This window comes from Stenotrophomonas sp. Steno-C17, from assembly GCF_056393165.1.
On sequence record NZ_JBWJPD010000001.1, the window covers coordinates 138792 to 163722 of the forward strand.

The window sequence follows — 24931 nt, forward strand, 5'->3', positions numbered from 1 at the left end:
GCTAAGAGCCAGAGCCAGAGCCGAAGCCGAAGCAACAGCGGGCTATCCGTGGGATGGCGGGGTGGGTCCGGTTGCGGGGGACGGCGCAAGTACGTCCCTGTAGCCTCGGTCGCGCCATCCATGGCGCTCACGCCCCCGCAACCGGACCCACCCCGCCTTCGACAGTTTTCCGCGAGCTGTTGGAACGGCACGGGATCCGATCCCAGATAGTTCTGGATGTCTGAAAGATGTGTCGACCAAGGTCGACACCTACCAACAACCGGGCGTTCGAACAGTCGCCGTTACCAACAGCCGAGTGAACCTGTCAGAGGCGGGGCGGTGTGGGTGGGCAGGACCGCAGGCGCCATGGATGGCGCCTACGAGCCCCCATGGAAGGGTTTACGGCGTGTCCTGCCCACCCACACCGCCCCGCCATCCCACGGAAAGCAGGCTTTTGACGTTGACGTTGACGTTGATGTTGACGTTGCTTGAGCAGGTGCAGGGCGCAGCCCTGCAGAAAACCTACTCCACCCAGCCTGCCATCTCGCCGTGTGCGAACGGCCCCAGCTTGGCCTTGACCATGCGCCCGTCCGCATCGAACAGCACGCTGTAGGGCAGCAGGCCCTGTGCGTTGCCCAACTGCACGCTGGCATCGCGCGGGCCCGGGGTGTCCAGCACGATGGGGTAGTGCACCGGCACCCGTTGCAGGAACTCGGCCACGCCCTCGGGAGTATCCAGCGCCAGCCCCAGCACCTGTACGCCGGCATCGCCTTGTGCCTGGGCGAAACGCTGCAGCTCGGGCATCTCTTCCACGCAGGGGCCGCACCAGCTGGCCCAGACATTCACCAGCAGCGGCCGACCGGCGAATCGTTGGCGCAGGTCCAGCGGCCGGCCCGACGCGTCGGGCAGGACCAGGGCGGGCAAGGCATCACCGGGCCGCAACGTGGGCATCGCTGCCGACGGCGCATCGGCAGGCGCGCGTGGCGCCACCGGTGCCGGCGTCAGCCGGTGCCCGGCCCACAGGCCCAGGCCGGCGGCCAGCACCGCTGTCCACAGCAGTGCGGGCCGCTGCCACCTCATCGGGCAGTGCGCAGCAGGGCTTCTTCCACCACTGCCTGGGTCAGCAGGGTGGGCAGCACGGTGGGCGGTGCGCCGGGGCCGTACACCACGTACAGCGGCACGCCCACGGCCTTGTGCTCTTCCAGGAAATCGGTGATCTGCGGGTCGACGTTGGTGTAGTCACCACGCATGTACACCGCATTGGTGCGGCGGAGCAGGTCCTTGAACTCCGGGCGCGACAGCACCGCACGTTCGTTGGCCTTGCAGCTCACGCACCAGTCGGCGGTCATGTTGACGAACACCACGCGGTTGTCGGCGCGCAGGCGGTCCAGCAGCTGCGGCGAATACTCCACCACGTTGTCGGTGCTGGCCTGGGCCGCGCGCGCCGGCAGGGCCAGCTGGGTCACGCCCCAGACCGGCACCAGTGCGGTCAGCACCAGCAGCACGCCCAGCAGGATGCCGCCGCGCTTGCTGCGCCAGCGGCTGGTTTCGAACAGCCACAGGCCGCCGGTCAGCACCAGCAGGCCGCCCAGCGCCAGCGCCATGCCATCCACGCCGCGCTGCTTGCCGAGCACCCACAGCAGCCACAGTGCGGCGGCATACATCGGGAAGGCCAGCACGTGCTTCAGGGTTTCCATCCACGGACCCGGCTTGGGCAGGCGCCGCGCCAACGCCGGCACGAAGCCGATCAGCAGGAACGGCAGGGCCAGGCCCAGGCCAAGGAACAGGAACACCAGCATGGCCGCCACCGGCGGGGCCACGAACGCGTAGGCCACGGCCGGGCCGAAGAACGGACCCACGCAGGCGCTGCCGACCACGCAGGCCAGCACGCCGGTGAAGAAGTCGCCGGCCGGACCGCTGCGGCTGGCCAGCGACTGGCCGAAGTTGCCCACGCCACCGCCCATGGTGAACACGCCGGACAGGCTGAGGCCGACGGCAAACATCACGTAGGCCAGCGCGGCCACCACCGCCGGGTGCTGCAGCTGGAAACCAATGCCCACGGCGTTGCCCAGCATGCGCAGGCCCACCATCGAGGCGCCGATCACCGCGAAGGCCACCAGCACGCCCAGCGTGTACCACAGGGCATGGCTGCGGGCGCGTTCGGCGCTTTCACCGCTCTGCGCCAGGCTCAACACCTTCAGCGACAGGATCGGCAGCACGCACGGCATCAGGTTCAGCACCAGGCCGCCGCCCAGGGCCAGCAACAGCACCCACAGCAGCGAACTGTCAGTCTTCGGCACGGTGCCCGGCGGCTTGGTGCGCAGCGCGTTGTCCGGCCGTGCATCGGCAGCGAAGGCGGTTGCGCCGGGCGCGGCGTCGTCGGCGCTCGGGGCCGGATCGTTCGGCACGGTGGGTAGCAGGCGGCGCAGCGCGCCGTCACCGCCTTCGCGCGACGCATCGGCGGCCGAGCCGGGCAGCGGCTGGATCACCTCGCTGCGGGCAGCGGTGGCCGATGCGCTGGCATTGACCTTGCCGGCAGGAATGGCCAGCTTCACCCGGCGGGTCATCGGCGGGTAGCAGATGCCGTCGGTCTGGCAGCCCTGGAAGGTGACCACCAGGGTGCCGTCCACCGCATCGGCGCGGCTGCGGCGCAGCGGCAGCGGCACTTCCACCTGGTTGAAGTACACCGATACATCGCCGAAGTGTTCATCGCGGTGCGACTGCGCCTTCGGCCAGCGCGGGGTGTCGGCCAGCACGCCGCTGCTGCCTTCCAGCTTCAGCGAGGTGCGGTCGCGGTACAGGTAGTAGCCCGGTGCCGGGCTGAAGCGCAGCAGCAGGGTGTTGCCGTCGCTGGCGATGGCATCGAAGGCGAAGGCCTGTTCCGACGGCAGCGGCAGGGCCTGGGCAGTGCTGGCGCCGGGCAGCGGCAGGCCGCGCGCGGTGCCGGCGCCGGCCAGCGGATTGTTGAACGCCGGGGTCGTGCCGCTGCGCGCGGCAGGCGCCGCCGCACCGTCGCCGCCGGGCAGGGTGACCTGCACTACGCGCTTCTGCGGCGGATAGCACACGCCGGCATCGGCGCAGCCCTGGTAACGCACTTCCAGGCTGATCGTGCCGGCGGCATCGGTGGGCGCACCGGGCAGGGTCGCCACCAGGCGCTGGCGGTAGGTTTCCACCTCGCCGAAGAAATCGTCGTGGTGCTTGTCGCCGGCCGGCATCTGCAGCGCAGCGGCGTTGAAGGCCGGGTCGGCCTTGACGCTGGTGCGGTGGCGGTAAAGGTAATAGCCCGGCGCAATCTTGAACTGCAGTTGGATCTGGCCGCGTTCGGGCGCGGTGGCGGTCAGCGCGAACGCCTGGTCCACCGGCAGCAGGTCCTTCTCATCCAGAGCGAAGGCGGGCAGGGAAAGCCACAACAGGGCGCACAGGGCGGCGCCACGCGCAAACAGAGTCTTCAAACGGTGTCCTCCCGGGTCTGCGCCCGGATCCAGTCCAGATACGCCGGCAGGCCGGCCCGGCTTTCGACCGCAATGCATTCCGGGAGTTCATACGGATGCAGGGCAACGATGCGGGCAATGGCCGCATCGACCCGGCTGGCCGTGGTCTTCACCAGCAGCTGCAGTTCGGCATCGGTGGTGACCTGGCCTTGCCAGCGGTAGGTCGAGCGCGCGCCGTCCAGGCGGGTCACGCAGGCAGCGAGCTGTTCGCCCACCAGTGCGTGGGCGATGCGGTCGGCACTGTCCGCGTCGGGACAGGTGGTGAACAACAGCAGGACGGGATCGGCGATCGACATGACCGCCGAGTATAAGGCCCCTGTCCGGCCGGGTCAGGGCCGGACAGGGGAATTGCAACTTTCTTTAACTCTGCTCAGTTGGCCAGCTGGCAGGTGGCCGGCTTGGCCGAGGTGAACAGGGCCGGGGTGGCCCACTCGGGGTGGTCGATGAACGGGTTGCGGTTGCCCTGGAAGCTGTAGATCACGTCATTGCGGGCGCGTTCGGCGTCGCTCGGCGGATCGGCCAGGTGCCAGTCGATCAGGGTGGACAGCAGGCCCATGTAGGCCGGCGAGCTGCTGGTCTTGACGATCTTGCTGCGGTCGTCGGTCAGTTCCAGGTCCGGTTCGGACTGGCCGGTGGCCGCATCCTTGCCGCCCTCATAGCGGATCGCCATGTACATCACCGCACGCGCCATGTCGCCCTTGCGCTGGCCCCAGACTTCGAAGGTGCCGGTGTTGCCGTCCGGGGTCCGCACCCAGTTGGAATTGCCCGGGTAGCCGCCGCTGCCGCCGCCCTGGCCGTTGTTGGCCTCGGTGGCGCGCTCGCCGCAGTTGCTGTCGCACTTGCCGAACGGCTTGTTGCCGCGGTCGGCGTTCCACTGTGCGTCGGTCAGGTACAGCATGTGGGTGTCGGTGTACGGCGCGTACGGCAGGCCCTTGTCGCCGGTGGTGCTGGCAAAGCCCAGCGAGTTCGGCCAGGTGTGTTCGCGGTTGTACTTCAGGCCGCTGCCACTGCCGGCACGGTCGGTCACCTTGGTGTAGCTGCGGTTGCGGTAGGCATCCAGGATCTTGCCGCTGTTGTTCGGGTCTTCGTCGGCGATTTCCAGGATGGTCCAGGTGCTGGTGCCCGAGCCGCTGTACGGGTAGGCGGTGTGGCCCTTGATGGTTTCATGCAGCGAGCAGCGCAGCTGGCTGGGGCTGCTGGTGTTCACCTTGGAATAGTAGCCCTCCGGGGTGCCGGGATTGCCGGGGTTGCCCGGGTCCGGGTTGCCGGTGGTGCTGGCCACGGTGAAGGCGATGCGGCTGTCGGCGGCCGGGTGTGCGCCCTGGCTGTCGGTGATGCGCGCGGCGCGGATGTCGAAGCGGCAGGCTTCGCCGGCCACCAGCGCGGTGTTGGTAGACAGCTTCACCGTGCGGCCGCTGGACGGCCAGGTCAGCGGTACGCTGCCCGAGGTGCCGCAGCTCAGGCTGAACGCGCCGCTGGCCAGGGTCACGGTCTCGCTGAACACCACTTCCAGATCGGCCGCGGCCGGGAAGGTGCTGCTGCCCTGCGCCGGGGTGGTGGTGCTGACCGACGGCGGGGTGTTCGGGCCCGGGGTGCCGCCACCGCCGGTGAAGGTCTGGTTGGTGTTGCAGCGGCCGAAGGTCTGGCCGGCCGATTCGGCCCAGGTGAAGTGGGCGTACTGGCTGCCGCTGCCGGTCAGCTGCAGCGAGGTACCCGGGGCGGTGCTGTTGGTTTCGGCCACCGGAATGTTCTGGCTGGTCATGCCGGCCGCCGGGCCACCGGCCGCGGTGATCGCGCCCTCGTAGCTCAGGAACTGCACGACCTTGCCGCTGGCGTCGACCAGGGCGATGCCGTCGTTGGGACCGTTCTGGATGCCATTGGTGGGGTAGGTGACCACCGCGATGGTGGCGCTGCCGCAGCTGGCGGCAGCGCCTGCCGGCACCGGGTTGTTGGCGTACACCGCCGCGGCCGACGGGTTGCTGCCGTTGTACAGGTACAGACGGTACCCCGACAGGTCCTCACCGGCGGTGGCGACCACTTCAATGGCCTCGCCCACGTCACCGGCAGCGGTGCTGTCGTCGTAGTGCAGTTCGTTGATGAAGACCTCGGCCTGGGCCGGCGCGGCGACCAGCGCCAGCAGGCAGGCGGCGGCGAGCGGGGACAGCAATCGCATCGACTACTCCTTGTGATTGGGAATGCCGGGCGAGACTAAGGCCGATCAGGTGACACTTTGTCGTAACTGAACGCCAGATATCTGACACTGCGACGCCCGTCACCAAAAATCCGGGAACTTCGCCGGATCTGCGCCGCAGCGCACCGTCGAAAAATTTTGCCGCGATGGCCTTGAAAGGCCCCCGGGGGGCTCCATCTCTGTCCTGCTCCCGACCTGTCGGGCTTTTTCACGCGCAATGCTGGCAGTCACCCTGGGTGAGTGCTAACATCGCCAGACTTTTTCAGACCAATCAATAACTTAAGAGGTCTCTCATGAGCATCAAGCCGCTGCACGACCGCGTTGTGGTCAAGCCGATCGAAGCCGACGAAATCTCCGCCGGTGGCATCGTCATTCCGGATTCGGCCAAGGAAAAGTCCACCAAGGGTGAAGTCGTGGCCGTCGGCCCGGGCAAGCCGCTGGACAACGGCAGCGTGCGCGCGCCGTCGCTGAAGGTTGGCGACAAGGTCATCTACGGCCAGTACGCCGGCAGCTCGTACAAGAGCGAAGGCGTCGAGTACAAGGTCCTGCGCGAAGACGACGTGCTCGCCGTCATCGGCTGAGCCCCGGCGCGACCTGCTTTTCAGTAAGACATCCCTTTTCGTCGCCGGGCCCGGCCCGGCGCAAACATCGAGGTAATCGCAATGGCTGCCAAGGATATTCGTTTCGGTGAAGACGCCCGTTCGCGCATGGTGCGCGGCGTCAACGTTCTCGCCAATGCCGTCAAGGCCACCCTGGGCCCGAAGGGCCGCAACGTCGTGCTGGAAAAGAGCTTCGGCGCCCCGACCATCACCAAGGACGGCGTGTCCGTTGCCAAGGAAATCGAACTGGCTGACAAGTTCGAGAACATGGGCGCGCAGATGGTGAAGGAAGTCGCTTCGCGCACCAACGACGACGCGGGCGACGGCACCACCACCGCCACCGTGCTGGCCCAGGCCCTGATCCGCGAAGGCGCCAAGGCTGTTGCCGCCGGCATGAACCCGATGGACCTCAAGCGCGGTATCGACAAGGCCGTCGTGGCCGCCGTTGCCGAGCTGAAGAACATCTCCAAGCCCACCGCTGACGACAAGGCCATCGCCCAGGTCGGCACCATCTCGGCCAACTCGGACGAGTCGATCGGCCAGATCATCGCTGATGCGATGAAGGAAGTCGGCAAGGAAGGCGTGATCACCGTTGAAGAAGGCTCGGGCCTGGACAACGAGCTGGACGTGGTCAAGGGCATGCAGTTCGACCGCGGCTACCTGTCCCCGTACTTCATCAACAACCAGCAGTCGCAGACCGCTGACCTGGATGATCCGTTCATCCTGCTGCACGACAAGAAGATCTCCAACGTCCGTGACCTGCTGCCGGTGCTGGAAGGCGTCGCCAAGGCTGGCAAGCCGCTGCTGATCGTGGCCGAAGAAGTCGAAGGCGAAGCGCTGGCGACCCTGGTGGTCAACACCATCCGTGGCATCGTCAAGGTCGTGGCCGTGAAGGCTCCGGGCTTCGGCGACCGTCGCAAGGCGATGCTTGAAGACATGGCCGTGCTGACCGGCGGCACCGTGATCTCCGAAGAAGTGGGCCTGTCGCTGGAAAAGGCCACCATCAAGGACCTGGGCCGCGCCAAGAAGGTGCAGGTTTCCAAGGAAAACACCACCATCATCGACGGCGTGGGCGACAAGGCCAACGTTGATGCACGCGTGGGCCAGATCAAGACCCAGATCCAGGACACCTCCTCCGATTACGATCGCGAGAAGCTGCAGGAACGCGTGGCCAAGCTGGCCGGCGGCGTTGCCGTGATCAAGGTCGGTGCCTCGACCGAAATCGAAATGAAGGAAAAGAAGGACCGCGTCGACGACGCCCTGCACGCCACCCGTGCAGCCGTTGAAGAAGGCGTGGTTCCGGGCGGCGGCGTGGCCCTGGTTCGTGCGGTCACCGCGCTGGCCGGTCTGAAGGGTGCCAACGAAGACCAGAACCACGGCATCCAGATCGCCCTGCGCGCGATGGAAGCCCCGCTGCGCGAGATCGTCTCCAACGCCGGCGAAGAGCCGTCGGTCATCATCAACAAGGTGAAGGAAGGCAGCGGCAGCTTCGGCTACAACGCCGCCACCGGTGAATTCGGCGACATGCTGCAGTTCGGCATCCTGGACCCGACCAAGGTGACCCGTTCGGCGCTGCAGAACGCTGCTTCGATCGCTGGCCTGATGATCACCACCGAAGCCATGGTTGCCGAAGCTCCGAAGAAGGACGAGCCGGCCATGGGCGGCGCCGGTGGCATGGGCGGCATGGGTGGCATGGGCGGCATGGACTTCTAAGTCCACGCCTTCCCGATGCAATGAAAAACCCCGCCGAAAGGCGGGGTTTTTTTGTGCCAGTAGATCCACGCCATGCGTGGATGGGGGCCCGCTATCTACGCGATGCCCACTGCTGCCAGCCTTCGGCCAGCAGGAACCCAAGGGCGCCCCCTACCAGCATTCCCTGCGACCACGCGACAGGCAGTTGGCTGGCCGCCGCCACGCCCAGCGCCATGCCCGCCAGCGACACCGCTGCGGACACGCGCCGCCGGCGATCGTGCGCGTTCTGCAGCTGCCGCTCCGCCTGCAGGCGGTCACGGCGGTCGTCGGGTTGCAACATCGCCTCGGCAACTGCCTTGGCCTGTGATCGATCCATCGTGCGCTCCTTGCGGGGATGAGTCCTGCGATCCTAGCGCAGGCAGATGCGCTCGGCACCTGCGCTGATATCCACCTGGCCGCCCTGCATCACATCCGCGCCCAGGATCACCGCCGGCCGCTGGTCCAGGCCGATCGCGCGGAATACCGGCAGTTCGCTGATGCGCACCTCCACCGCTGGATGCCGCCAGCGTGCGCTGGCCAGTGTCGGCAGGGTGTACAGCCACGTTGGCGTGGGCTTGCCGCCCAGCCCTTCGCTGCCCTTGCTGCGCGCCCGCACACGCACATCGCTGCCATCGGTGCGCAACCCCAGCGCGCCGGCCGCCGCGTTGTTGAGGATCGTCTGCGCGGCACCGGTATCGACCACGCCGATCGCCTCCACGCCCTGTTCGCCCAGTTGCAGGCGGACGAAGCCGAAGCCTTTCAGCACGCCGCTGCGTTCGGGCAGGGCATTGCGCTGGCACTGTGTGCCGGTGGTCGGCAGGGTCTGCGCTGGCCACAGCATCAGGCGTGCGTTGGCGAAATCCCAGCGCGTATCGAAGCGCGCGGTGATGTCCTGGCCGATGATGCCGTGTAACGGCGCGCTGCCCGCCGACGACAGGCTGGCCAGATCGGCCTGCAGCGCGGTCACCTGCAGCTGCAGGCTGCCCAGTGCCATCGCCACGCCGCGCGTGCTGCGCAGCGCCAGGCCGCCCGCACTGGCACCCTGCGCATCGTGGTTGCGTGCGTTCGGGTCCTGCAGTTCGAAGCGTTGCACCACGGCCGTGTCCAGCAGGGTCGCGCTGGCGGCGCTGTCCACGACCAGCTGCAGCGATTCATCGCGCCCGTCCAGCGTGGCCTGCACGGTGGGATGGCTGGCCTGCATCGTCATTGGCAGGCTGTGCAATGCAGGGGGCTCGGCCACGGCGGGCAGGGAGATCAACAACAGGGGCAGCAGTGCCAGGCGCATCGGTGTACTCCTCGGGAACGAGTGGCCATTTCGCCGCAGGCGCGTACTGCCGGTATGTCCGGGTTGATACCGTGCCGATACACAGCGCCGTCATACTGGCAGCATGAATGCTAACGCCACCCTTTTCGTCGTGGATGACGATGCCAGCATCCGCGATGCCATCGCCGACCATCTGCTGCTGCACGGCTACCGCGTGCGCGTGGCGGCCGATGCCGCGGCCATGGATGTGCTGCTGCAGGTCGAGCGTCCCGACGCCATCATCCTGGACTGGATGATGCCGGGCGAGGACGGACTGTCGGTGTGCCGTCGCCTGCAGTCACGGGCCATTCCGATCCTGATGCTGTCGGCCCTGGGCAGTGCGCCGGACCGGGTGATCGGGCTGGAAATGGGCGCCGATGATTACCTGGGCAAACCGTTCGACCCACGCGAACTGCTGGCGCGGGTGCGCGCGCTGCTGCGCCGGCAGGAAAAGCTGCACGCACAGACCCCCATCGAGCTGCGCTTTGCTGGCTGGCGCCTGCTGCCCGAGCAGCGCCGCCTGCTGGCACCGGACGGCGCCGAGGTCGTGCTCAGCCGCGGCGAATTTTCCCTGCTGCAGGCCCTGGCCGAGCGGCCCGGCCGGGTGCTGGACCGCGATCAGCTGATGCAGCTGACCCGTGGCGATGACAGCGACAGAGTCGACCGCGCCGTCGATCTGGCCATCAGCCGACTGCGCCGCAAGCTGGCCCAGGCCGCCGGCGATGCGGAAGGATTGGTGCAGACCCTGCGCGGCGAGGGCTATCGCTTCGGTGCAACGGTGCAACGGCTGTGAGAGCGCGCTGGAGCACCGCGCGCTGGATCGCCATGCTGGCGGTCAGCAGCCTGTTGCTGGCGACCGCGGTCAGCCTGGCGGTGGTGGGCTGGCTGCCGCGCCCGGCGCCGCCGCAGATGCGCCTGGACCAGGCGATGCACGTGCTGCGCGGCGAGCGTACCGCTGCCAGTGTGGGGCTGCGCGTGGACCTGCGCACGCAGGCACCGCAGGGAACCGTCCATGCGCGATTGCTGGCACTGGCCGCCGACGGGCTGCAGCAACCGGCCCGGCAGGTGCGCCTGGTGTGGACGGGCGACAGCCGCCCGCCGGATATCCATGTCGTGGCCGCCGAAGGCGGGCAGGCGGGCGATGCCGCGGTGGTGCGCGCCGCGCAGCAGGTGCTGGCCAGCCTGCCGTGGCCTCCGTTTGAACTGGCCGTGCAGCAGGCCGACGGGCGCTGGCGCGTGGTCAGCAGTGCCTACAGCGATCTGGCGGCATGGCGTCGGCAGGTCGTGCTGGCACTGCTGGGCGGCACCGTGCTGCTGGCGCCGCTGGCCGCGTGGGCGGCGGTGCGGCTGGGCCGCCCGCTGCGGCGGTTGGCCGATGCCAGTGCCGGCCTTGATCTGCATGCCCAGGCGCCGCTGCCTGACGATGGCCCACGCGAAGTGCAGATGCTGGCCGTAGCGCTGGATGCGGGCCGCGCGCGCCTGCGTGACCAGGCGCAACAGATGACCCGCATGCTGGCCGCGGTGGCGCATGACCTGCGCACGCCGCTGACCGGCCTGCGCCTGCGCGCCGAGTTCGCCCCACCGGCACAGGCGGCGCGCATGGTGGCCGACATCGAGCGCATGGACGCCATGATCGAGCAGGTGCTGGATTACGCCCGTGGTGAACTGCAGCCACCGCAGTTGCAACCGGTGGATCTGGCGCCCCTGCTGGAGGATTGCGTGCAGGCGGCGCGCCTGCGCGGCGTTGCCCTCGCTGCGCAGCTGCCCGGCGAACTGCACTGGCACGCCGACGCCCTGCTGCTTCGCCGCGCGCTGGACAACCTGATCGACAACGCCCACCGCTATGCCGGCGCGGTGGAGCTGCGTGCCGCACACATTGACGCAGGCCTGGTGGTAGAGGTCATGGACCGCGGCCCTGGCATTGCCGTCGAAGAGTGTGAACGCCTGCTGCAGCCTTTCCAGCGCAGCGAAACCTCGCGCAGCCGTGCCACCGGCGGTACCGGCCTGGGCCTGGCAGTCGCTGCCAACGCCGCCCGCCGCCACGGCGGTCAACTGCAGCTGCTGCAACGCGACGGCGGCGGCCTGATCGCCCGCATGCACCTGCCCCCGTAGAGTCGAGCTTGCTCGACTGCTCCTGCTCCTGCCTTTCGTAGAGTCGAGCTTGCTCGACTGCTGTCTGCTTCAGTCGAGCAAGCTCGACTCTACCGCCAGGTCTTGCATCACCCATTCCTGCATGAATATGATTAGCCGCCTAATCATATGGATATGCAAGGTGCTGGAAGCCAAACACATCGCGCTGATCGACGAAGCCGCCCGCCGCGGCCACGCGAACCTGGCGCAGCTGCGCCTGTGCTTCCAGTTGCTCTCGCTGTCCAGCGCGATCGACCAGGACTGCGCCACACGCCTCGCCCCGCAGGGCCTCAGCGAAGGCCGTTTCATCGTGCTGTTCCTGCTGCATGGCGCCGGCGGAACGCTGCCGCCCCATGAACTGGCTGAACGCGCCGGGGTTACCCGCGCCACCATCAGTGGCCTGGTGGACGGTCTGCAACGCGATGGCCTGCTGCAGCGCAGGCACCATGCTGACGATGGGCGGCGTCTGCAGATCGTGCTGACCGCGCGCGGCAAGCGCTTGGCCGAAGACCTGTTCAACCAGCACACGCAATGGATCGGCGGTCTCTTCAACGCGCTGGACGCACGCGAGCAGCGCCAGCTTTCGCAGCTGTTGACCAAGGTCTGGCAGCACACCGACCGCGGCCGCGAGGCCCTGCCATGAGTGCCGCCATCCACCGTGCGCGGCAACGCGAACTCGATGCGGGAACTGCGGCCACGACGCACCTGACCGAGTGCCTTGCGGTGGACTTCGCAGTACTGCTGCAGGCCGTAGCGGCACTTCCAGACGCTGCCATCCAGCGCATGCAGGCTGCTGCCAGCAAAGGCATCACCCAGCGCATGGCGCTGGCCGCCGCACTGTTGCGCGAAGCGGGGCAGGGCGATGCCGCGCAGTGGTCCTCGCATCCTTCCGACACCGTGCGGGGCTGGGCCTGCTACCTCATCGGCAGTGATTCCACGCAGGGGCTGGCCGACAAGCTGCAGGCGATCCGTCCACTGGCGGACGATCCGCATTTCGGCGTGCGTGAATGGGCCTGGCTGGCGCTGCGCGGCGATCTTGTGGCACAGCCGTTGCCGGCGCTGCAGCTATTGCTGCCATGGACGCGGGACGCTTCGCCGTACCTGCGCCGCTATGCCTGTGAAGCGTTGCGACCACGCGGGGTCTGGGCCACGCATATCGCCGTCTTCAAGCAACAACCCGAGCATGCGCTGCCGCTGCTGGACGCGCTGGCGAATGATCCCGAACGTTACGTGCAGGATTCGGTGGGCAACTGGCTCAATGATGCGGCCAAGAGCCAGCCGCAGTGGGTACGCGAACACTGTGCCCGCTGGCAGCGCGAATACAGCAGCGCCGCCAACGCCTACATCCGCAAGCGTGCCCAGCGCTCCCTCGACAAGTAGAGTCGAGCTTGCTCGACTGCTTCTGCTCCTGCCGTTCGTAGAGTCGAGCTTGCTCGACTGCCGTTTGCTCCAGTCGAGCAAGCTCGACTCTACCTCGGGTTCTTGCTGCTTCAGTCGAGCAAGCTCGACTCTACCCAGCCGCACATCGGCACATGCGCGTGTCATCGATTCCGGGTAAACATGGGTATTGCCCATGTCCACCCGCAGGGAAGTCGATCATGCAGAGCAAGCTCCAGGTCACGCTGTACGGAACCCTTGGCGACAGCCCGGCATTGCAGGTGCCGGGGCTGGACGGGCCGTCGGTGGCCATCCTGGAATCGACCCTGCGTCGGCTGGTGTCCGACCTCTACACCGCGCGTTCCCTGCTCAATCCCGAGCAGTTGGATGAAGCCCGGCACGAGCTGGACCGCGTGGTGGAGCGCTGGGTGGATATCCATGAAGGCCTGCTGCTGGACCTGGAAGTCCACGGCAAGCGCTGATGCCACCACGCCTGAACCGCGGCCCCAGTTGCGAATGAAACAGTTGGCACCTGCCAAAACCCTGTGTTATCAATACATCCCATGAACGCAGCCCACGCCAGCTTTTATTGGTATTACTTTCCGAAGCCCCCGGCGGAGGAAGGACTGCGCTTACCCTGAAGAAACCTTCAGACGCATTCCCGAAAGCCGCCAGCGAACCTGGCGGCTTTTTTCTTGTCGCCACGCTGCGGACCCCCACGTTCCGTAGAGACCCCCCACCATGCCCCCGCACACCGACGACCTGCGTATCCGCACCATCGAACCACTCACACCGCCTGCCCAGCTGCTGGCGATGCTGCCCTGCGACGATGAAGCCTCCGACACCGTCAGCGCCTCGCGCGCGGCCCTGCACCAGATCCTGCACGGCCGCGACGACCGCCTGGCCGTGGTGGTTGGCCCGTGCTCGATCCACGACCCGCACGCGGCGATCGAATACGCCCAGCGCCTGAAGCCCCTGCGCGATGCGCTGGCCGGCGAACTGGAAATCGTCATGCGCGTGTACTTTGAAAAGCCGCGTACCACGGTGGGCTGGAAGGGCCTGATCAACGATCCCGACCTGGATGGCAGCTGCAAGATCGACAAGGGCCTGCGCATCGCCCGCGGCCTGCTGCGCGACATCAACAAGCTGGGCCTGCCGGCCGGTGTCGAGTTCCTCGATGTGATCTCGCCGCAGTACATCGCCGATCTGGTCGCCTGGGGCGCCATCGGTGCGCGCACCACCGAAAGCCAGGTGCACCGCGAACTGGCCTCGGGGCTGTCGTGCCCGGTGGGCTTCAAGAACGGCACCGACGGCAACGTGAAGATCGCCGCCGATGCGGTGGGTGCGGCCTCGAACCCGCACCATTTCCTGTCGGTCACCAAGCAGGGCGGCACGGCCATCGTGTCCACCACCGGCAACCCGGATTGCCATGTGATCCTGCGCGGCGGCAAGCAGCCCAACTACGATGCGGCCAGCGTGGGCGAGGCCTGCCAGGCGCTGGCCAAGGCCAAGCTGCCGACCCGTCTGATGATCGATGCCAGCCACGCCAACAGCCTGAAGAATCCGGACAACCAGCCGAAGGTGATCGAGGACATCGCTACCCAGCTGGAAGATGGCGAACAGCGCATTGTCGGGGTGATGGTGGAAAGCCATCTGGTGGGCGGTCGCCAGGAACTGGTGGAAGGCCAGCCGCTGGTCTACGGCCAGAGCATCACCGATGGCTGCATTGACTGGGACACCACCGTGCAGGTGCTGGAGCGCTTGGCCGCTGCCGTGCGCGCCCGCCGTGAGGTAAAGGTGTCCGAAGCCGCTTGAGTGCGGCACGTGTGTGGATGGCGGCCAGCGCCTGCGGGGGTGCGGCCGCGATCAGGGTCGGTCGGAGTTGGAGACCGACCCGTCCGCACCGGCGATGCGCCTGGCGCTGCGTAAGTGCGACAGCGCCAGGTACATCGCCGGGGTGGTGATACCGGTTTTTGTAGCGTCGAGCCATGCTCGACCAACGCCAAAGGCAGTCGAGCATGGCTCGACTCTACATGCCTCGCCCGATGCATACCCGCTTATCGCTTCGCCCGAATCCTCGCCAGCGCCAGGTACATCGCCGGAGTCGTGTACAGCGTCAACCACTGGCTGACCAGCAGGCCGCCCACGATGGCGATGCCCAGCGGCTGCCGCAGTTCCCAGCCCTCGCCATTGGCCAGCATCAGCGGCAGGGTGCCCAGCAGCGCGGCCAGCGAAGTCATCAGGATCGGCCGCAGGCGTAGGCGTGCCGCCTCCATCACCGCATCCTGCGCGCTCAGGCCGCGACGCTCGCCGGCCAGTGCGAAGTCCACCAGCAGGATGGTGTTCTTCATCACCACGCCCACCAGCAGGAACAACCCCAGCAGCGCGATCAGGTTCAGTTCGTTGCCGAACAGCCACAGGGCCAGCAGCGCCCCGATGCCGGCCGACGGCAGCGTGGACAGGATCACCAGCGGTTGCAGGAAGCTTTCATACAGCACACCCAGCACCAGGTAGACCGCCAGCGTGGCGCCCAGCACCAGCCACAGCTGGCGCGAACGCAGGCTGTCCAGGCCGCCGGCTTCACCGGACAGCTTGGCCTGCACCGAACGCGGCAGCATCAGCTTGGCCATGGCGGTGTTGATGGCCTGCGTGGCCTGTTCCAGGCCCACCCCCGGTGCCAGCGCGAATTCGATCCAGATCGAGGCGAACTGTTCGCTGTGGTAGATCCGATCCGGTGCCATGCCGTAGCGCCAGCTGGCGATGCTGGACAGCGGAATGCGCTGGCCGCTGCCGTCGATCACCTGCAGGCGCGCCAGCGTGCCGGGGTCCTGGGTGTGTTTCGGGTCCAGTTCCATCACCACCCGATACTGGTTCAGGCTGTCGTACAGGGTGGCGACCTGGCGCTGGCTGAAGGAGTTGTTGAGCATGTTGGCCACGGTGCGCAGGTCCACGCCATGGCGCGCAGCGGCCTCGCGGTCGATATCCAGCACCACCTGGCGCATGCCGGCCTCGCCCTGCGCTTCCACGTCCACCAGCTCGGGCAGGCCGCGCAGCGCGGCGGCCACCTTCGGCGCCCACTCACGCAGCGGCGCCATGTCGGCCGACAGCAGCTGGAATTCGTACTGACCGCTGCTGCCGCCACCCTCCAGGCGGATGTCCTGGTCCACCCACAGGTACAGGTTGCCGCCGGGAAGCTGCGGCAGGCGCGCGCGCAGGCGGTCGATCACTTCCTGGCTGGACACCTTGCGCTCGGCCAGCGGCTTCATCTTGATCATGATGAAGGCGTTGTTGACCCCGTTGCTGCCACCGATATAGCCGATGATGTCCTCGATGGCCGGGTCGGACAGCAGCAGCGTGCGGTAGGCATCGATCTTCGGCTGCATGGCCTGGAACGAAAGGCCATCATCGCCGCGGGCGAAACCACGCAGCTGCGCAGTGTCCTGCTTGGGCACCACGCCCTTGGGCACCTGCTGGAACAACCATGCGTTGAGCGCGATGACCGCCACGAAGGCCAGCAGTGGCCAGCGCAGCTGCCGCAGGCTGGCCTGCAGCGTGCGCAGGTAGGCCGCGCGCACGCGTTCAAACAACGCATTGCTGCCACGCTGCCAGCGCGAGCTGTGCTGCGCATCGTCCACGAACAGGCGCGCGCACAGCATCGGCACCAGGCTCAGGGCCACCACCACCGACACGCCCATCGCCGCCACCAGGGTCAGCGAGAACTCGCGGAACAGGCGTTCCACGAAGTCATCCAGGAACAGGATGGAGACGAACACCACGGCCAGTGCCAGATTCATCGACAGCAGCGTGGCACCCACTTCCGACGCGCCGCGCACGGCCGCCTGCCAGCGGTCGGCGCCCAGTTCGCGGTGGCGGGCGATGTTTTCCAGCACCACGATGGCATCGTCCACCACCAGCACCGCGGCCACGATCAGTGCCATCAGTGAAAGCGTGTTGAGCGAAAACCCCATCAACGCAATCAGCGCCAGCGTGCCAAACAGCACCACGGGAATGGCTACGCTGGGCACCAGTGCGGCACGCCAGTGGCCCAGGAAGGCCAGTACCACCAGCACCACCAGCACGATGGCCAGCACCAGGGTCAGCTCGGCTTCGTGCAGCGTGGCGCGGATCACCGGCGAGCGGTCCATCACCAGGCGCATGTCCACGTGGGTGGGCAGCAGTGCATGCAGTTGCGGCAGCTGCGCCTGGATGGCATCGACGGTGGCGATGATGTTGGCGCCGGGCTGGCGGCTGACGATCAGCAGCACGGCCGGGCGCTCGTTGTGGAAACCGCTGGCGTAGCGGTCTTCCACCCCATCGGCAACCACCGCCACATCGCCCAGCCGCAGCGTGCGGTCATCGCTGACCTTCAGCGCCAGTTGCTGGTACTGCGCGGCCTGGCGCAGCTGCAGCGGCGCTTCCAGCTGCCACTGCTGGCGGTCATCGCCCACCGCGCCGAGCGGGCGCACGGCATTGGCACGGGCGATGGCCTGGGCCACGTCTTCCAGTGCCAGGCCGGCATGGTTCAGTGCGTTCGGGTCCAGCGATACGCGCACGGCGGGCAATGCGCTGCCGCCCACCTGCACCTCGCCCACGCCCGGCACCTGGGACAGCTTCTGCGCCAGCACGGTGGAAGCCAGATCGTACAGCTGGCCCGGCGGCAACGTGTCCGATGTCAGTGCCAAGGCCAGGATCGGCGCCTGCGAGGGATTCACCTTGCGGTACTGCGGCATGCCCGGCATGCCACTGGGCAGCTGCCCGCGCGCCAGGTTGATCGCCGCCTGCACTTCGCGCGCGGCTTCGTCGATATCGCGGCCGAGCACGAACTTCAGCTCCACCGAGGTCTGCCCCTGGGTGCTGGCCGAATCGATGCGCGAGATGCCGGGCAGGCTGCCGAGCGCGCGTTCCAGCGGCGTGGCCACGGTAGCGGCCATCGATTCGGGCGAGGCACCGGGCAGGCTGGCGCTCACTTCAATGGCGGGGTAGTCCACCTGCGGCAGCGGTGCCACCGGCAGCAGGCGCAGGGCCAGCAGGCCGGCCAGCACCAGCGCCACGGCCAGCAGGATCGTGGCCACCGGTCGTTGCACGCAGGCCTGGGCCAGGCGCGCGATGGGGCTCATGCGCGTGCCTCTGCAGCCCCGACCGCGGCGGCCGCGCGACCGCGCTGCAGACGGTCGAAGGCCAGGTAGATCACCGGCGTGGTGAACAGGGTCAGCACCTGGCTGACCAGCAGGCCGCCCACCATCACCCAGCCCAGCGGCTGCCGCAGTTCAGCACCCGAGCCACTGGCCAGCATCAGCGGTACCGCACCGAACAGGGCGGCCAGGGTGGTCATCAGGATCGGGCGGAAGCGCAGCAGCGCGGCCTGGTGGATTGCCTCGCGCGGGGTCATGCCGCGCGTGCGCTGCGCATCCAGTGCGAAGTCGATCATCATGATCGCGTTCTTCTTCACCAGGCCGATCAGCAGCACGATGCCGATCACCGCGATCAGGTCCAGGCTGCGCCCGCTCACCCACAGCGCGGCCAACGCACCGACGGTGGCCGAGGGCAGGGTGGACAGGATGGTGATGGGGTGCACGAAGCTCTCGTAGAGCACGCCCAGCACGATGTACATCACCACCACGGCGGCCAGGATCAGCCACAGCGTGGACGACAGGGAGCTGCTGAACGCTGCGGCCGCACCCTGCAGGCGCAGTTCGATGCTGGCCGGCAGCGCGATGGCCGCACGCGCGGCCTGCACCGCGGCAACGCCTTCGCCCAGCGATGCACCGGGTGCCAGGTTGAACGACAGCGTCGCCGCGGGGAACTGGCCCACATGGTTGCGCAGCAGGGCGGCCGGCCCCAGCTCCACCCGCGCCACCGCGCCCAGCGGCACGGTCTGCCCCGCACTGTTACGCACGCGCAGGCCGCTGATCGCCTCGGGCCCGGGCTGCCGCGCCGGATCGGCTTCAAGCACCACGCGGTACTGGCTGGCCTGGGTGAAGATGGTGGAGATCTGCCGCTGCCCGTAGGCGTCGTACAGTGCATCGGCCACCGCTTCCACGCTCACGCCCAGGCGCGCAGCGGCATCGCGGTCGATGTTCACCCGCGCCTGTCGGCCCTGCATCTGCAGGTCGCTGGCCACGTCGCGCAGCGCCGGCTGTTGGCGCAGCGCCTGCAGCAGCCGCGGTGTCCAGGTTTCCAGCGTCTGCTGTTCCGGCGTGGTCAGGGTGAACTGATACTGCGTGCGGCTGATGCGGTCTTCGATGCCCAGTTCCTGTACCGGTTGCAGATACAGGGTGATGCCGGGGATCTTTGCCACGCGCTGCTGCAGGCGCGCCATCACCACGTCCGCAGGTTCGCGGTCGCCGTGCGGCTTCAGTTCGATCAGCAGGCGGCCGGTGTTGAGCGTGGCGTTGTTGCCATCCACGCCGATGTAGGACGACAGGCTGGCTACCGCCGGATCGGCCTCGATGGCCTCGGCCAGTGCCTGCTGGCGCTCGCGCATGGCCTGGAACGAGATCGCCTGCGGCGCTTCGCTGATGCCTTGCACCAGGCCAGCATCCTGTACCGGGAAGAAGCCCTTGGGCACCGCGAAGTACAGCGCGACCGTCAGCGCCAGCGTGGCCACGGTGGCCAGCAGCATCAGTGGCTGGCGTTGCAGCACCCAGTGCAGCTGGCGGTCGTACACGGCGATGATGCGGTCGAACACATCGCGCCTCGGGGTCAGATCCCCTTGGGGCTCTGACCCCACAGACCCGACCGGGGTCAGATCCCCGTGGGGCTCTGACCCCTTCGCATGCGGCTTCAGGAACCGCGCGCACAGCATCGGCGTCAGCGTCAGCGATACCAGCAGTGAAATGCCGATGGCCACCGCCAGCGTCACCGCGAACTCATGGAACAGCGCGCCCACCAGGTCGGCCATGAACAACAGCGGGATCAGCACCGCGATCAGCGAAACGGTCAGCGACACCAGGGTGAAGCCGATCTCGGCGGCGCCCTTCAGCGCCGCTTCCTGCGGGCTTTCGCCTTCTTCCAGGTGGCGGGCGATGTTTTCCAGCATCACGATGGCGTCGTCCACCACGAAGCCGGTGGCGATGGTCAGCGCCATCAGGGTGAGGTTGTTGAGCGAGTAGCCTGCCAGCAGCATCACCGCGAAGGTGCCGATCAGCGACAGCGGCACCGCTACGCTGGGAATCAGCGTGGCCGAAGCGTTGCGCAGGAACACCCAGGTCACCAGCACCACCAGGCCGATGGCCAGCACCAGTTCCTTCTGCACGCCACGTACCGAGGCGCGGATCGATTCGGTGCGGTCGCTCAGCACGGTCATCTGCACGCCGGCCGGCAAGGTGGCCTGCAGCTGCGGCAGCATCGCGCGCACCTGTTCGACCACGGCAATCACATTGGCGCCAGGCTGGCGCTGCAGGTTCACCAGAACCGCGGGCTCGGTACCGCTCCACGCCGCCAGCTGCCGGTTCTCGGCACCATCGGTCACGCTGGCCACGTCGCCCAGGCGCAGCGGCGCGCCCTCGCGCCAGGCCAGCACCAGTGCACGGTACTCGTCGGCACTGCGCATCTGGTCGTTGGCATCCAGCATCACCGCACGGATCGGACCGTCGAAACTGCCCTTGGGCAGGTTCACGTTCGCGGCAGCAATGGCCGCGCGGATGTGGTCCATGCCCAGGCCGTTGGCCGACAGCGCAGCGGCGTTGACCTGGATGCGCACGGCAGGCCGCTGGCCACCGGCCAGGCTGACCAGGCCGACGCCGGGCAGCTGGGCCAGGCGCTGGGCGATGCGGGTATCCACCAGGTCGTGCACCTGCGGCAGCGACAGGCCCTGCGAGGTCACCGCCAGGGTGATGATGGGGGTGTCGGCCGGATTCACCTTGCGGTACACCGGCGGCACCGGCAGGTCGTCCGGCAGGAAACTGCCGGCGGCGTTGATGGCGGCCTGTACGTCCTGCTCGGCCACGCCCAGCGACACGTCCAGGCCGAACTGCAGGGTGATGACCGAGGCACCGCCGGAGCTGGTGGACGACAGCTGCTTCAGCCCGGGAATCTGCCCAAGCTGGCGCTCCAGCGGCGCGGTAATGGTGCGCGTGGTCAGTTCCGGGCTGGCACCCGGGTACAGCGTGGTGATCTGGATGATCGGGTAATCCACCTGCGGCAGCGCGGCCACCGGCAGCAGCCGGTAAGCCAGCACGCCGGACAGCAGCAGCGCCACCATCAGCAGCGTGGTGGCGACCGGGCGCAGGATGAAGGGGCGCGACAGGTTCATGCGCCGGCCTTGGCCGCCTTCGCCTGCGTAGCGGGTTCGGCCACGATCTCCACGGCGGTGCCATCTTCCAGGCCATCGATGCCTTCGATCACCACCTGGTCGCCGGCCTGCAGCCCCGAGCGCACCGCCACGCGGCCATCATCGGCCGGGCCCAGCACCACGGTGCGGCGTTGCGCCTTGTTGTCCTTGTCTACGATGTGCACGTAGTTGCCCTGGCTGCCGAACTGAACGGCGGCATCGGGAATCAGCAGCGCCGGGTGCTCGCCCAGCTGCAGGCGCACGTTGACGAACTGGTTGGGGAACAGTCCCTGGTCCGCGTTGTCGAACTGCGCGCGCAGCTTCAACGTGCCGGTGGCGGTGTCGATGCGGTTGTCCACGCTGGACAGCGCACCGTGCGCCAGCTGCGTGCGTTCTTCGCGGTCCCAGGCTTCCACCGCCAGTGCCGGCTGCGCCTGTACTGCATCCAGCAGCGCGGGCAGTTCCGGTTCCGGAACGGTGAACAGCACGCTGATCGGCGCGGTCTGGGCCAGGGTGACCAGGCCTTCGGTGTCACTGGCCTGCACCAGGTTGCCCACGTCCAGGCGGCGCAGGCCCACGCGGCCGCTGACCGGCGCCACGATGCGGGTGTACTGCAGCTGCAGGCGCGCTTCGTCCACGGCGGCCTGATCGCTGATGCGACGGCCCTGCAGCTGGCGCACTTTGCTCTGCTGGTCGCTCAGTTCCTGCGCCGACACGAAGTGCTGGCGTTGCAGTTCGCGGTAGCGCTGCAACTGGCGCTCGGCGTTTTCCAGCTCCGCCAGGTTCTGCTGCTGGGTGCCCTGTGCCTGCGCCAGCTTCACTTCATACGGACGCGGGTCGATCTGCGCCAGCAGATCGCCGGCCTTCACCTGCTGGCCTTCCTGGAAGTGCAGGCGCATCAGCTCGCCGTCCACCCGGCTGCGCACCACCACGCTGTGCAGCGGGGTGACCGTGCCCACCGCTTTCAGGCGCAGTACCAGCGGCTCGGCGCTGGCCGGGGCCACGCGCACCGGTACCGTCTTGCCCGGACTGCTGGCGGCCGCGCTCGCATCGGCCCGCGGCCAGGCCCACCAGGCAAGCGCGGCGGCGGCCACGAGCACGACGGCGATCAGCCACGCGCGACGGAAACGGGGCGGGGTGCTACGGGGCGACTCGACAGCGGACATGGGGCATCCTGCGCCCTGCGCACGCGCAGGGACATGTACGCCCGCGCGCACTGGGGGCGCCGCGGGCAGCGGGGGAGGGGAGTTGTCTGGCGGGGCCGCAGCGCGGCGTGGCTGGATGCCGTCGCGCGTGCGACGGGGCGCCCATGGTAGCCAATCAGCCTGCCGATTGCCGCATGACCAAGGTCATGGCGTGGCTGTGGGCAGCATGGATGCGTGCGGCTGACGATGCTGCTGGGCGGGGCCGTGCATGCGTGCGGCGTGCGGGGCTGTTTGGCGGGGCCTGGTTTTGTGCGGTGTGCGATGGTGCTTGGCGGAGCCTGGTTTTGTGCGGTGTGCGATGGTGCTTGGCGGGGCCTGGATTCGTAGAGTCGAGCTTGCTCGACTGCTTTTTCCTGGAGCAGTCGAGCAAGCTCGACTCTACAACGCACAGCAGTCGAGCATGGCTCGACTCTACAATGCACGGCCGTCGACCTACGCGCCGCTCAATGCACTTCGTCGTGGTACACGAACTTGGGCATTTCCCAGCGGTAGTGGATCGCCAGCAGGCGCAGCGCGAAGCCACCGCCCAGGCAGCACAGGATCGCGGTGGCATCGGCCACGCCCCAGTGCAGCAACAGCAGATACACCGCACCGGTCAGCAGCGAGATGATCGCGTACAGCTCTTTCTGGAAGATCAGCGGCACTTCGTTGCAGAGGATGTCGCGCAGCACGCCACCAAACGCGCCGGTCAGCATGCCGGCAATCAGCACGATCGGCATCGCGTGGCCGGCCTCGCGCGCAATCGCGCAGCCGATCAGGGTGAAGGCGATCAGGCCCAGACCATCGAGCACCAGGAAGGTGCGGCGGAAATGGTGCATCCAGCGCGCCACCCAGGTGGCGATCAGCGCCGCACAGACGGTGAAGGCCAGATACTCGGGATGCTTCACCCAGCCCAGCGGGTAATGCCCCAGCAGGATGTCGCGCAGCGAACCGCCGCCGAGGGCAGTCACACAGGCAATCATGACCACGCCGAACAGATCCATGCGGCGGCGGCCTGCAGACAGGGCGCCGGTCATGGCTTCGGCGGAAATGGCGATCAGGTAGATGATGGACAGCAGCATGGGTCAGGCTCCGGGCGCGGTGGGGCCGGCCATGCGCGTATACCGCCACTGCCTGTGCAATGACGGAATGACGATGACCGGTGCCGCTCCCGCTGTCCTTTTGCCTGAGAGTTCAGCGGGATGAACCGCGTGCCCCTTCGGCGGATCGCGGCGGGCGTGCCCGGCGACCTCTCTCCAGCTCGGCGTGTCGAATGCATGGTTGGTGGGATTCCAGCCCACCGGCCTGAGCGATCATGGGAGCCTGCGCCTTCGGCGGGCGCCAGCGCGGCGCCTCTCTCCTGCATTCGGGCCGCAGTATATCCGCTGCAGTGCAGCACGGCATAATCGGCGGCATGGCTCCGTCCCCCCGCCCGTGGTTCCTGTACCTGCTTGAATGCCGCGACGGCAGCTACTACGCCGGCATCAGCACCGATGTGGCGGCCCGTTTCGCCGCCCATCAGGCCGGCAAGGGCGCACGCTATACCCGTGCCCGCCCCCCCCTGCAGATACTGGCCGTGCGCGAGTACCCCGATCGTGCGGCTGCCTCGCGCGCCGAATGGCAGCTCAAGCAGCAGCCGCGCGAGCGGAAGCTGGCGTGGCTGCAGGCCGCGATCCAGTAGATCCACGCCATGCGTGGATGGGATACCCCACCCATGCCATCATCGCCACACCCATCGACGCAGGGACGGTCCGATGAAAGCCCGCTGGTTGCTGATGACCCTCTGCACCGCGCTGCCGGCAGGCGCCGACGCCCAGCCGCCGCTGCAACACGGGCAGATCGGCAGCGCCGCCGAACTGACCGCGCAGCGCGGCGCGACCATGCCCGAAGGGATCCACCTGCGCCGCGATCAGGTACCCCCTGATCTGGTCGACCTGATCCCGCTGGCGGAAACGTGGGGCATCGCCGATGACGCGCTGCGCGACGCGATGCAGCAACGGGCAACGGCAGCCGAGAAGAAGGCCATGGCGGACGCGCTGAAGGGCCGCCATGCGCGCATTACCGCATGGCTTGACACGTTCCCGCAGGGACAGCCGATGCCCAACGAAGCGGCGGCCTTCATGTACCTGCAGTTGGGCGCCGACGAAATGGGCCTGATCCCGTAGCTCCACGCCCTGCGTGGATGGGGGCGCCCCAGCCATGCCACCATCGCCCCACGCCCAGCGCTGGAGACACCCATGTCCACCGTCGCCCTGTTGTTCGCTGTCGCTGCAGCCACCAGCCCCACCGCCGACCCCGCCACCCTCGCGGCCATCGAAGCGACCTGCCATGACTACGTGGATGGCCAGCTGGAAGCCGACCCGCAGCGGGTCGCCCGCTCCCTGCATCCGGACCTGGCCAAGCGCGCCGTGCTGGGCGATACGCCCGACGAACGCCTCGGCCTGCGGCGCATGTCGAAGGAGGAGCTGGTCGCGCTGACCAGGCAGGGCGCGCTGAAAACCCCGAAGGCGCAATGGGACCGCCGCTGCACGGTGCTCGACGTGACGGGCAACGCGGCCTCGGTGCGGTTGGAAACCCCGTGGTTCGTCGACTACTTCCACATGGGCCGGTTCGACCAGCGCTGGGTCATCGTCAACGCGCTGTGGTACCCCAAGCCGAAGGCGGAATGACCGCG

Annotated in this window: 21 protein-coding genes and 2 riboswitches; of the genes, 11 read left to right on the forward strand and 10 right to left on the reverse strand. The window is 67.9% G+C overall.

What is annotated here, in order from left to right; translation table 11 throughout:
• Nucleotides 1-501: 501 nt before the first annotated feature.
• The 4 genes from AC06FA_RS00615 to AC06FA_RS00630 all read right to left on the reverse strand — a co-directional run bounded on the left by AC06FA_RS00615 (nucleotide 502) and on the right by AC06FA_RS00630 (nucleotide 5643).
• Nucleotides 502-1059 (reverse strand): TlpA disulfide reductase family protein, encoded by a 558-nt coding sequence (locus AC06FA_RS00615; RefSeq protein ID WP_478066668.1) that lies wholly within the window; start codon nucleotides 1057-1059, stop codon nucleotides 502-504.
• Nucleotides 1056-3431, reverse strand: a complete 2376-nt coding sequence (locus tag AC06FA_RS00620) for a protein-disulfide reductase DsbD family protein (RefSeq protein WP_478066669.1) — start codon at nucleotides 3429-3431, stop codon at nucleotides 1056-1058. The genes AC06FA_RS00615 and AC06FA_RS00620 overlap by 4 nt, the downstream gene beginning before the upstream one ends.
• Complete coding sequence (gene cutA, locus AC06FA_RS00625; protein WP_478066670.1) at nucleotides 3428-3766, reverse strand: divalent-cation tolerance protein CutA; 339 nt, start codon at nucleotides 3764-3766, stop codon at nucleotides 3428-3430. The genes AC06FA_RS00620 and cutA overlap by 4 nt, the downstream gene beginning before the upstream one ends.
• Nucleotides 3767-3840: 74 nt before the next feature.
• On the reverse strand, nucleotides 3841-5643 hold the full coding sequence (locus AC06FA_RS00630) for an endonuclease (RefSeq protein ID WP_478066671.1): 1803 nt from the start codon (nucleotides 5641-5643) through the stop codon (nucleotides 3841-3843).
• 311 nt (nucleotides 5644-5954) lie between these two features.
• Between AC06FA_RS00630 and AC06FA_RS00635 the strand changes: the two genes are divergently transcribed.
• On the forward strand, nucleotides 5955-6242 hold the full coding sequence (locus AC06FA_RS00635; protein ID WP_006396661.1) for a co-chaperone GroES: 288 nt from the start codon (nucleotides 5955-5957) through the stop codon (nucleotides 6240-6242).
• A gap of 81 nt (nucleotides 6243-6323) precedes the next feature.
• On the forward strand, nucleotides 6324-7973 hold the full coding sequence (gene groL / locus AC06FA_RS00640; RefSeq protein WP_108750286.1) for a chaperonin GroEL: 1650 nt from the start codon (nucleotides 6324-6326) through the stop codon (nucleotides 7971-7973).
• 91 nt (nucleotides 7974-8064) lie between these two features.
• On the opposite strand, the gene AC06FA_RS00645 is transcribed toward groL, so the two are convergent.
• Nucleotides 8065-8328, reverse strand: coding sequence for a hypothetical protein (locus AC06FA_RS00645; RefSeq protein ID WP_478066672.1), 264 nt, complete (start codon nucleotides 8326-8328; stop codon nucleotides 8065-8067).
• A 33-nt stretch (nucleotides 8329-8361) separates the two neighbouring features.
• Nucleotides 8362-9276, reverse strand: coding sequence for a pepsin/retropepsin-like aspartic protease family protein (locus tag AC06FA_RS00650; protein ID WP_478066673.1), 915 nt, complete (start codon nucleotides 9274-9276; stop codon nucleotides 8362-8364).
• A gap of 103 nt (nucleotides 9277-9379) precedes the next feature.
• On the opposite strand from AC06FA_RS00650, the gene AC06FA_RS00655 reads away from it, so the two are divergent.
• The 6 genes from AC06FA_RS00655 (at nucleotide 9380) to AC06FA_RS00680 (ending at nucleotide 14616) form a co-directional block, all read left to right on the forward strand.
• On the forward strand, nucleotides 9380-10087 hold the full coding sequence (locus AC06FA_RS00655) for a response regulator transcription factor (protein WP_478066674.1): 708 nt from the start codon (nucleotides 9380-9382) through the stop codon (nucleotides 10085-10087).
• A gap of 32 nt (nucleotides 10088-10119) precedes the next feature.
• Entirely contained in the window at nucleotides 10120-11406 is a 1287-nt protein-coding gene (locus tag AC06FA_RS00660; RefSeq protein WP_478066849.1) for a sensor histidine kinase, read from the forward strand.
• A gap of 160 nt (nucleotides 11407-11566) precedes the next feature.
• A complete protein-coding gene (locus AC06FA_RS00665) occupies nucleotides 11567-12067 on the forward strand; it encodes a MarR family winged helix-turn-helix transcriptional regulator (RefSeq protein WP_478066675.1) in 501 nt (166 codons plus the stop codon).
• Nucleotides 12064-12804 (forward strand): HEAT repeat domain-containing protein, encoded by a 741-nt coding sequence (locus tag AC06FA_RS00670; protein ID WP_478066676.1) that lies wholly within the window; start codon nucleotides 12064-12066, stop codon nucleotides 12802-12804. The genes AC06FA_RS00665 and AC06FA_RS00670 overlap by 4 nt, the downstream gene beginning before the upstream one ends.
• Before the next feature lie 218 nt (nucleotides 12805-13022).
• Nucleotides 13023-13283 carry a hypothetical protein gene (locus AC06FA_RS00675; RefSeq protein ID WP_478066677.1) on the forward strand — a complete coding sequence of 87 codons (261 nt, stop codon included), beginning with the start codon at nucleotides 13023-13025 and terminating at the stop codon, nucleotides 13281-13283.
• 259 nt (nucleotides 13284-13542) lie between these two features.
• Nucleotides 13543-14616, forward strand: coding sequence for a 3-deoxy-7-phosphoheptulonate synthase (locus AC06FA_RS00680; protein ID WP_478066678.1), 1074 nt, complete (start codon nucleotides 13543-13545; stop codon nucleotides 14614-14616).
• 242 nt (nucleotides 14617-14858) lie between these two features.
• Here AC06FA_RS00680 and AC06FA_RS00685 read toward each other — a convergent pair whose 3' ends face one another.
• The 4 genes from AC06FA_RS00685 to AC06FA_RS00700 all read right to left on the reverse strand — a co-directional run bounded on the left by AC06FA_RS00685 (nucleotide 14859) and on the right by AC06FA_RS00700 (nucleotide 23339).
• Complete coding sequence (locus AC06FA_RS00685) at nucleotides 14859-17918, reverse strand: efflux RND transporter permease subunit (protein WP_478066679.1); 3060 nt, start codon at nucleotides 17916-17918, stop codon at nucleotides 14859-14861.
• The gene (locus tag AC06FA_RS00690) at nucleotides 17915-21055 is read right to left on the reverse strand and encodes a multidrug efflux RND transporter permease subunit (RefSeq protein WP_478066680.1); all 3141 of its coding nucleotides are present in this window, start codon (nucleotides 21053-21055) and stop codon (nucleotides 17915-17917) included. The genes AC06FA_RS00685 and AC06FA_RS00690 overlap by 4 nt, the downstream gene beginning before the upstream one ends.
• Nucleotides 21052-22239, reverse strand: a complete 1188-nt coding sequence (locus tag AC06FA_RS00695; protein ID WP_478066681.1) for an MdtA/MuxA family multidrug efflux RND transporter periplasmic adaptor subunit — start codon at nucleotides 22237-22239, stop codon at nucleotides 21052-21054. Before AC06FA_RS00695 ends, AC06FA_RS00690 begins: the two co-directional genes overlap by 4 nt.
• Before the next feature lie 482 nt (nucleotides 22240-22721).
• On the reverse strand, nucleotides 22722-23339 hold the full coding sequence (locus tag AC06FA_RS00700; RefSeq protein WP_478066682.1) for a trimeric intracellular cation channel family protein: 618 nt from the start codon (nucleotides 23337-23339) through the stop codon (nucleotides 22722-22724).
• Nucleotides 23340-23421: 82 nt separating this feature from the next.
• Nucleotides 23422-23527: riboswitch (glycine riboswitch) on the reverse strand.
• 13 nt (nucleotides 23528-23540) lie between these two features.
• A riboswitch (glycine riboswitch) is annotated at nucleotides 23541-23630 on the reverse strand.
• 41 nt (nucleotides 23631-23671) lie between these two features.
• Here AC06FA_RS00700 and AC06FA_RS00705 point away from each other — a divergent pair.
• From AC06FA_RS00705 to AC06FA_RS00715, 3 genes are all read left to right on the forward strand, one after another.
• Nucleotides 23672-23938, forward strand: a complete 267-nt coding sequence (locus AC06FA_RS00705) for a GIY-YIG nuclease family protein (protein ID WP_199933438.1) — start codon at nucleotides 23672-23674, stop codon at nucleotides 23936-23938.
• A gap of 73 nt (nucleotides 23939-24011) precedes the next feature.
• On the forward strand, nucleotides 24012-24422 hold the full coding sequence (locus AC06FA_RS00710; protein ID WP_478066683.1) for a hypothetical protein: 411 nt from the start codon (nucleotides 24012-24014) through the stop codon (nucleotides 24420-24422).
• 72 nt (nucleotides 24423-24494) lie between these two features.
• A complete protein-coding gene (locus tag AC06FA_RS00715) occupies nucleotides 24495-24926 on the forward strand; it encodes a nuclear transport factor 2 family protein (protein ID WP_478066684.1) in 432 nt (143 codons plus the stop codon).
• Nucleotides 24927-24931: the final 5 nt, after the last annotated feature.

What these genes read in the sequence shown, in the direction of transcription:
- AC06FA_RS00685 (WP_478066679.1), bottom strand. Translation starts at nt 17,918, where the DNA reads ATGAGCCCCATCGCGCGCCTGGCCCAGGCCTGCGTGCAACGACCGGTG.
- groL (WP_108750286.1), top strand. Translation starts at nt 6,324, where the DNA reads ATGGCTGCCAAGGATATTCGTTTCGGTGAAGACGCCCGTTCGCGCATG.
- AC06FA_RS00635 (WP_006396661.1), top strand. Translation starts at nt 5,955, where the DNA reads ATGAGCATCAAGCCGCTGCACGACCGCGTTGTGGTCAAGCCGATCGAA.
- AC06FA_RS00700 (WP_478066682.1), bottom strand. Translation starts at nt 23,339, where the DNA reads ATGCTGCTGTCCATCATCTACCTGATCGCCATTTCCGCCGAAGCCATG.
- AC06FA_RS00645 (WP_478066672.1), bottom strand. Translation starts at nt 8,328, where the DNA reads ATGGATCGATCACAGGCCAAGGCAGTTGCCGAGGCGATGTTGCAACCC.
- cutA (WP_478066670.1), bottom strand. Translation starts at nt 3,766, where the DNA reads ATGTCGATCGCCGATCCCGTCCTGCTGTTGTTCACCACCTGTCCCGAC.
- AC06FA_RS00680 (WP_478066678.1), top strand. Translation starts at nt 13,543, where the DNA reads ATGCCCCCGCACACCGACGACCTGCGTATCCGCACCATCGAACCACTC.
- AC06FA_RS00695 (WP_478066681.1), bottom strand. Translation starts at nt 22,239, where the DNA reads ATGTCCGCTGTCGAGTCGCCCCGTAGCACCCCGCCCCGTTTCCGTCGC.
- AC06FA_RS00670 (WP_478066676.1), top strand. Translation starts at nt 12,064, where the DNA reads ATGAGTGCCGCCATCCACCGTGCGCGGCAACGCGAACTCGATGCGGGA.
- AC06FA_RS00660 (WP_478066849.1), top strand. Translation starts at nt 10,120, where the DNA reads ATGCTGGCGGTCAGCAGCCTGTTGCTGGCGACCGCGGTCAGCCTGGCG.
- AC06FA_RS00715 (WP_478066684.1), top strand. Translation starts at nt 24,495, where the DNA reads ATGTCCACCGTCGCCCTGTTGTTCGCTGTCGCTGCAGCCACCAGCCCC.
- AC06FA_RS00690 (WP_478066680.1), bottom strand. Translation starts at nt 21,055, where the DNA reads ATGAACCTGTCGCGCCCCTTCATCCTGCGCCCGGTCGCCACCACGCTG.
- AC06FA_RS00675 (WP_478066677.1), top strand. Translation starts at nt 13,023, where the DNA reads ATGCAGAGCAAGCTCCAGGTCACGCTGTACGGAACCCTTGGCGACAGC.
- AC06FA_RS00655 (WP_478066674.1), top strand. Translation starts at nt 9,380, where the DNA reads ATGAATGCTAACGCCACCCTTTTCGTCGTGGATGACGATGCCAGCATC.
- AC06FA_RS00650 (WP_478066673.1), bottom strand. Translation starts at nt 9,276, where the DNA reads ATGCGCCTGGCACTGCTGCCCCTGTTGTTGATCTCCCTGCCCGCCGTG.
- AC06FA_RS00630 (WP_478066671.1), bottom strand. Translation starts at nt 5,643, where the DNA reads ATGCGATTGCTGTCCCCGCTCGCCGCCGCCTGCCTGCTGGCGCTGGTC.
- AC06FA_RS00710 (WP_478066683.1), top strand. Translation starts at nt 24,012, where the DNA reads ATGAAAGCCCGCTGGTTGCTGATGACCCTCTGCACCGCGCTGCCGGCA.
- AC06FA_RS00615 (WP_478066668.1), bottom strand. Translation starts at nt 1,059, where the DNA reads ATGAGGTGGCAGCGGCCCGCACTGCTGTGGACAGCGGTGCTGGCCGCC.
- AC06FA_RS00705 (WP_199933438.1), top strand. Translation starts at nt 23,672, where the DNA reads ATGGCTCCGTCCCCCCGCCCGTGGTTCCTGTACCTGCTTGAATGCCGC.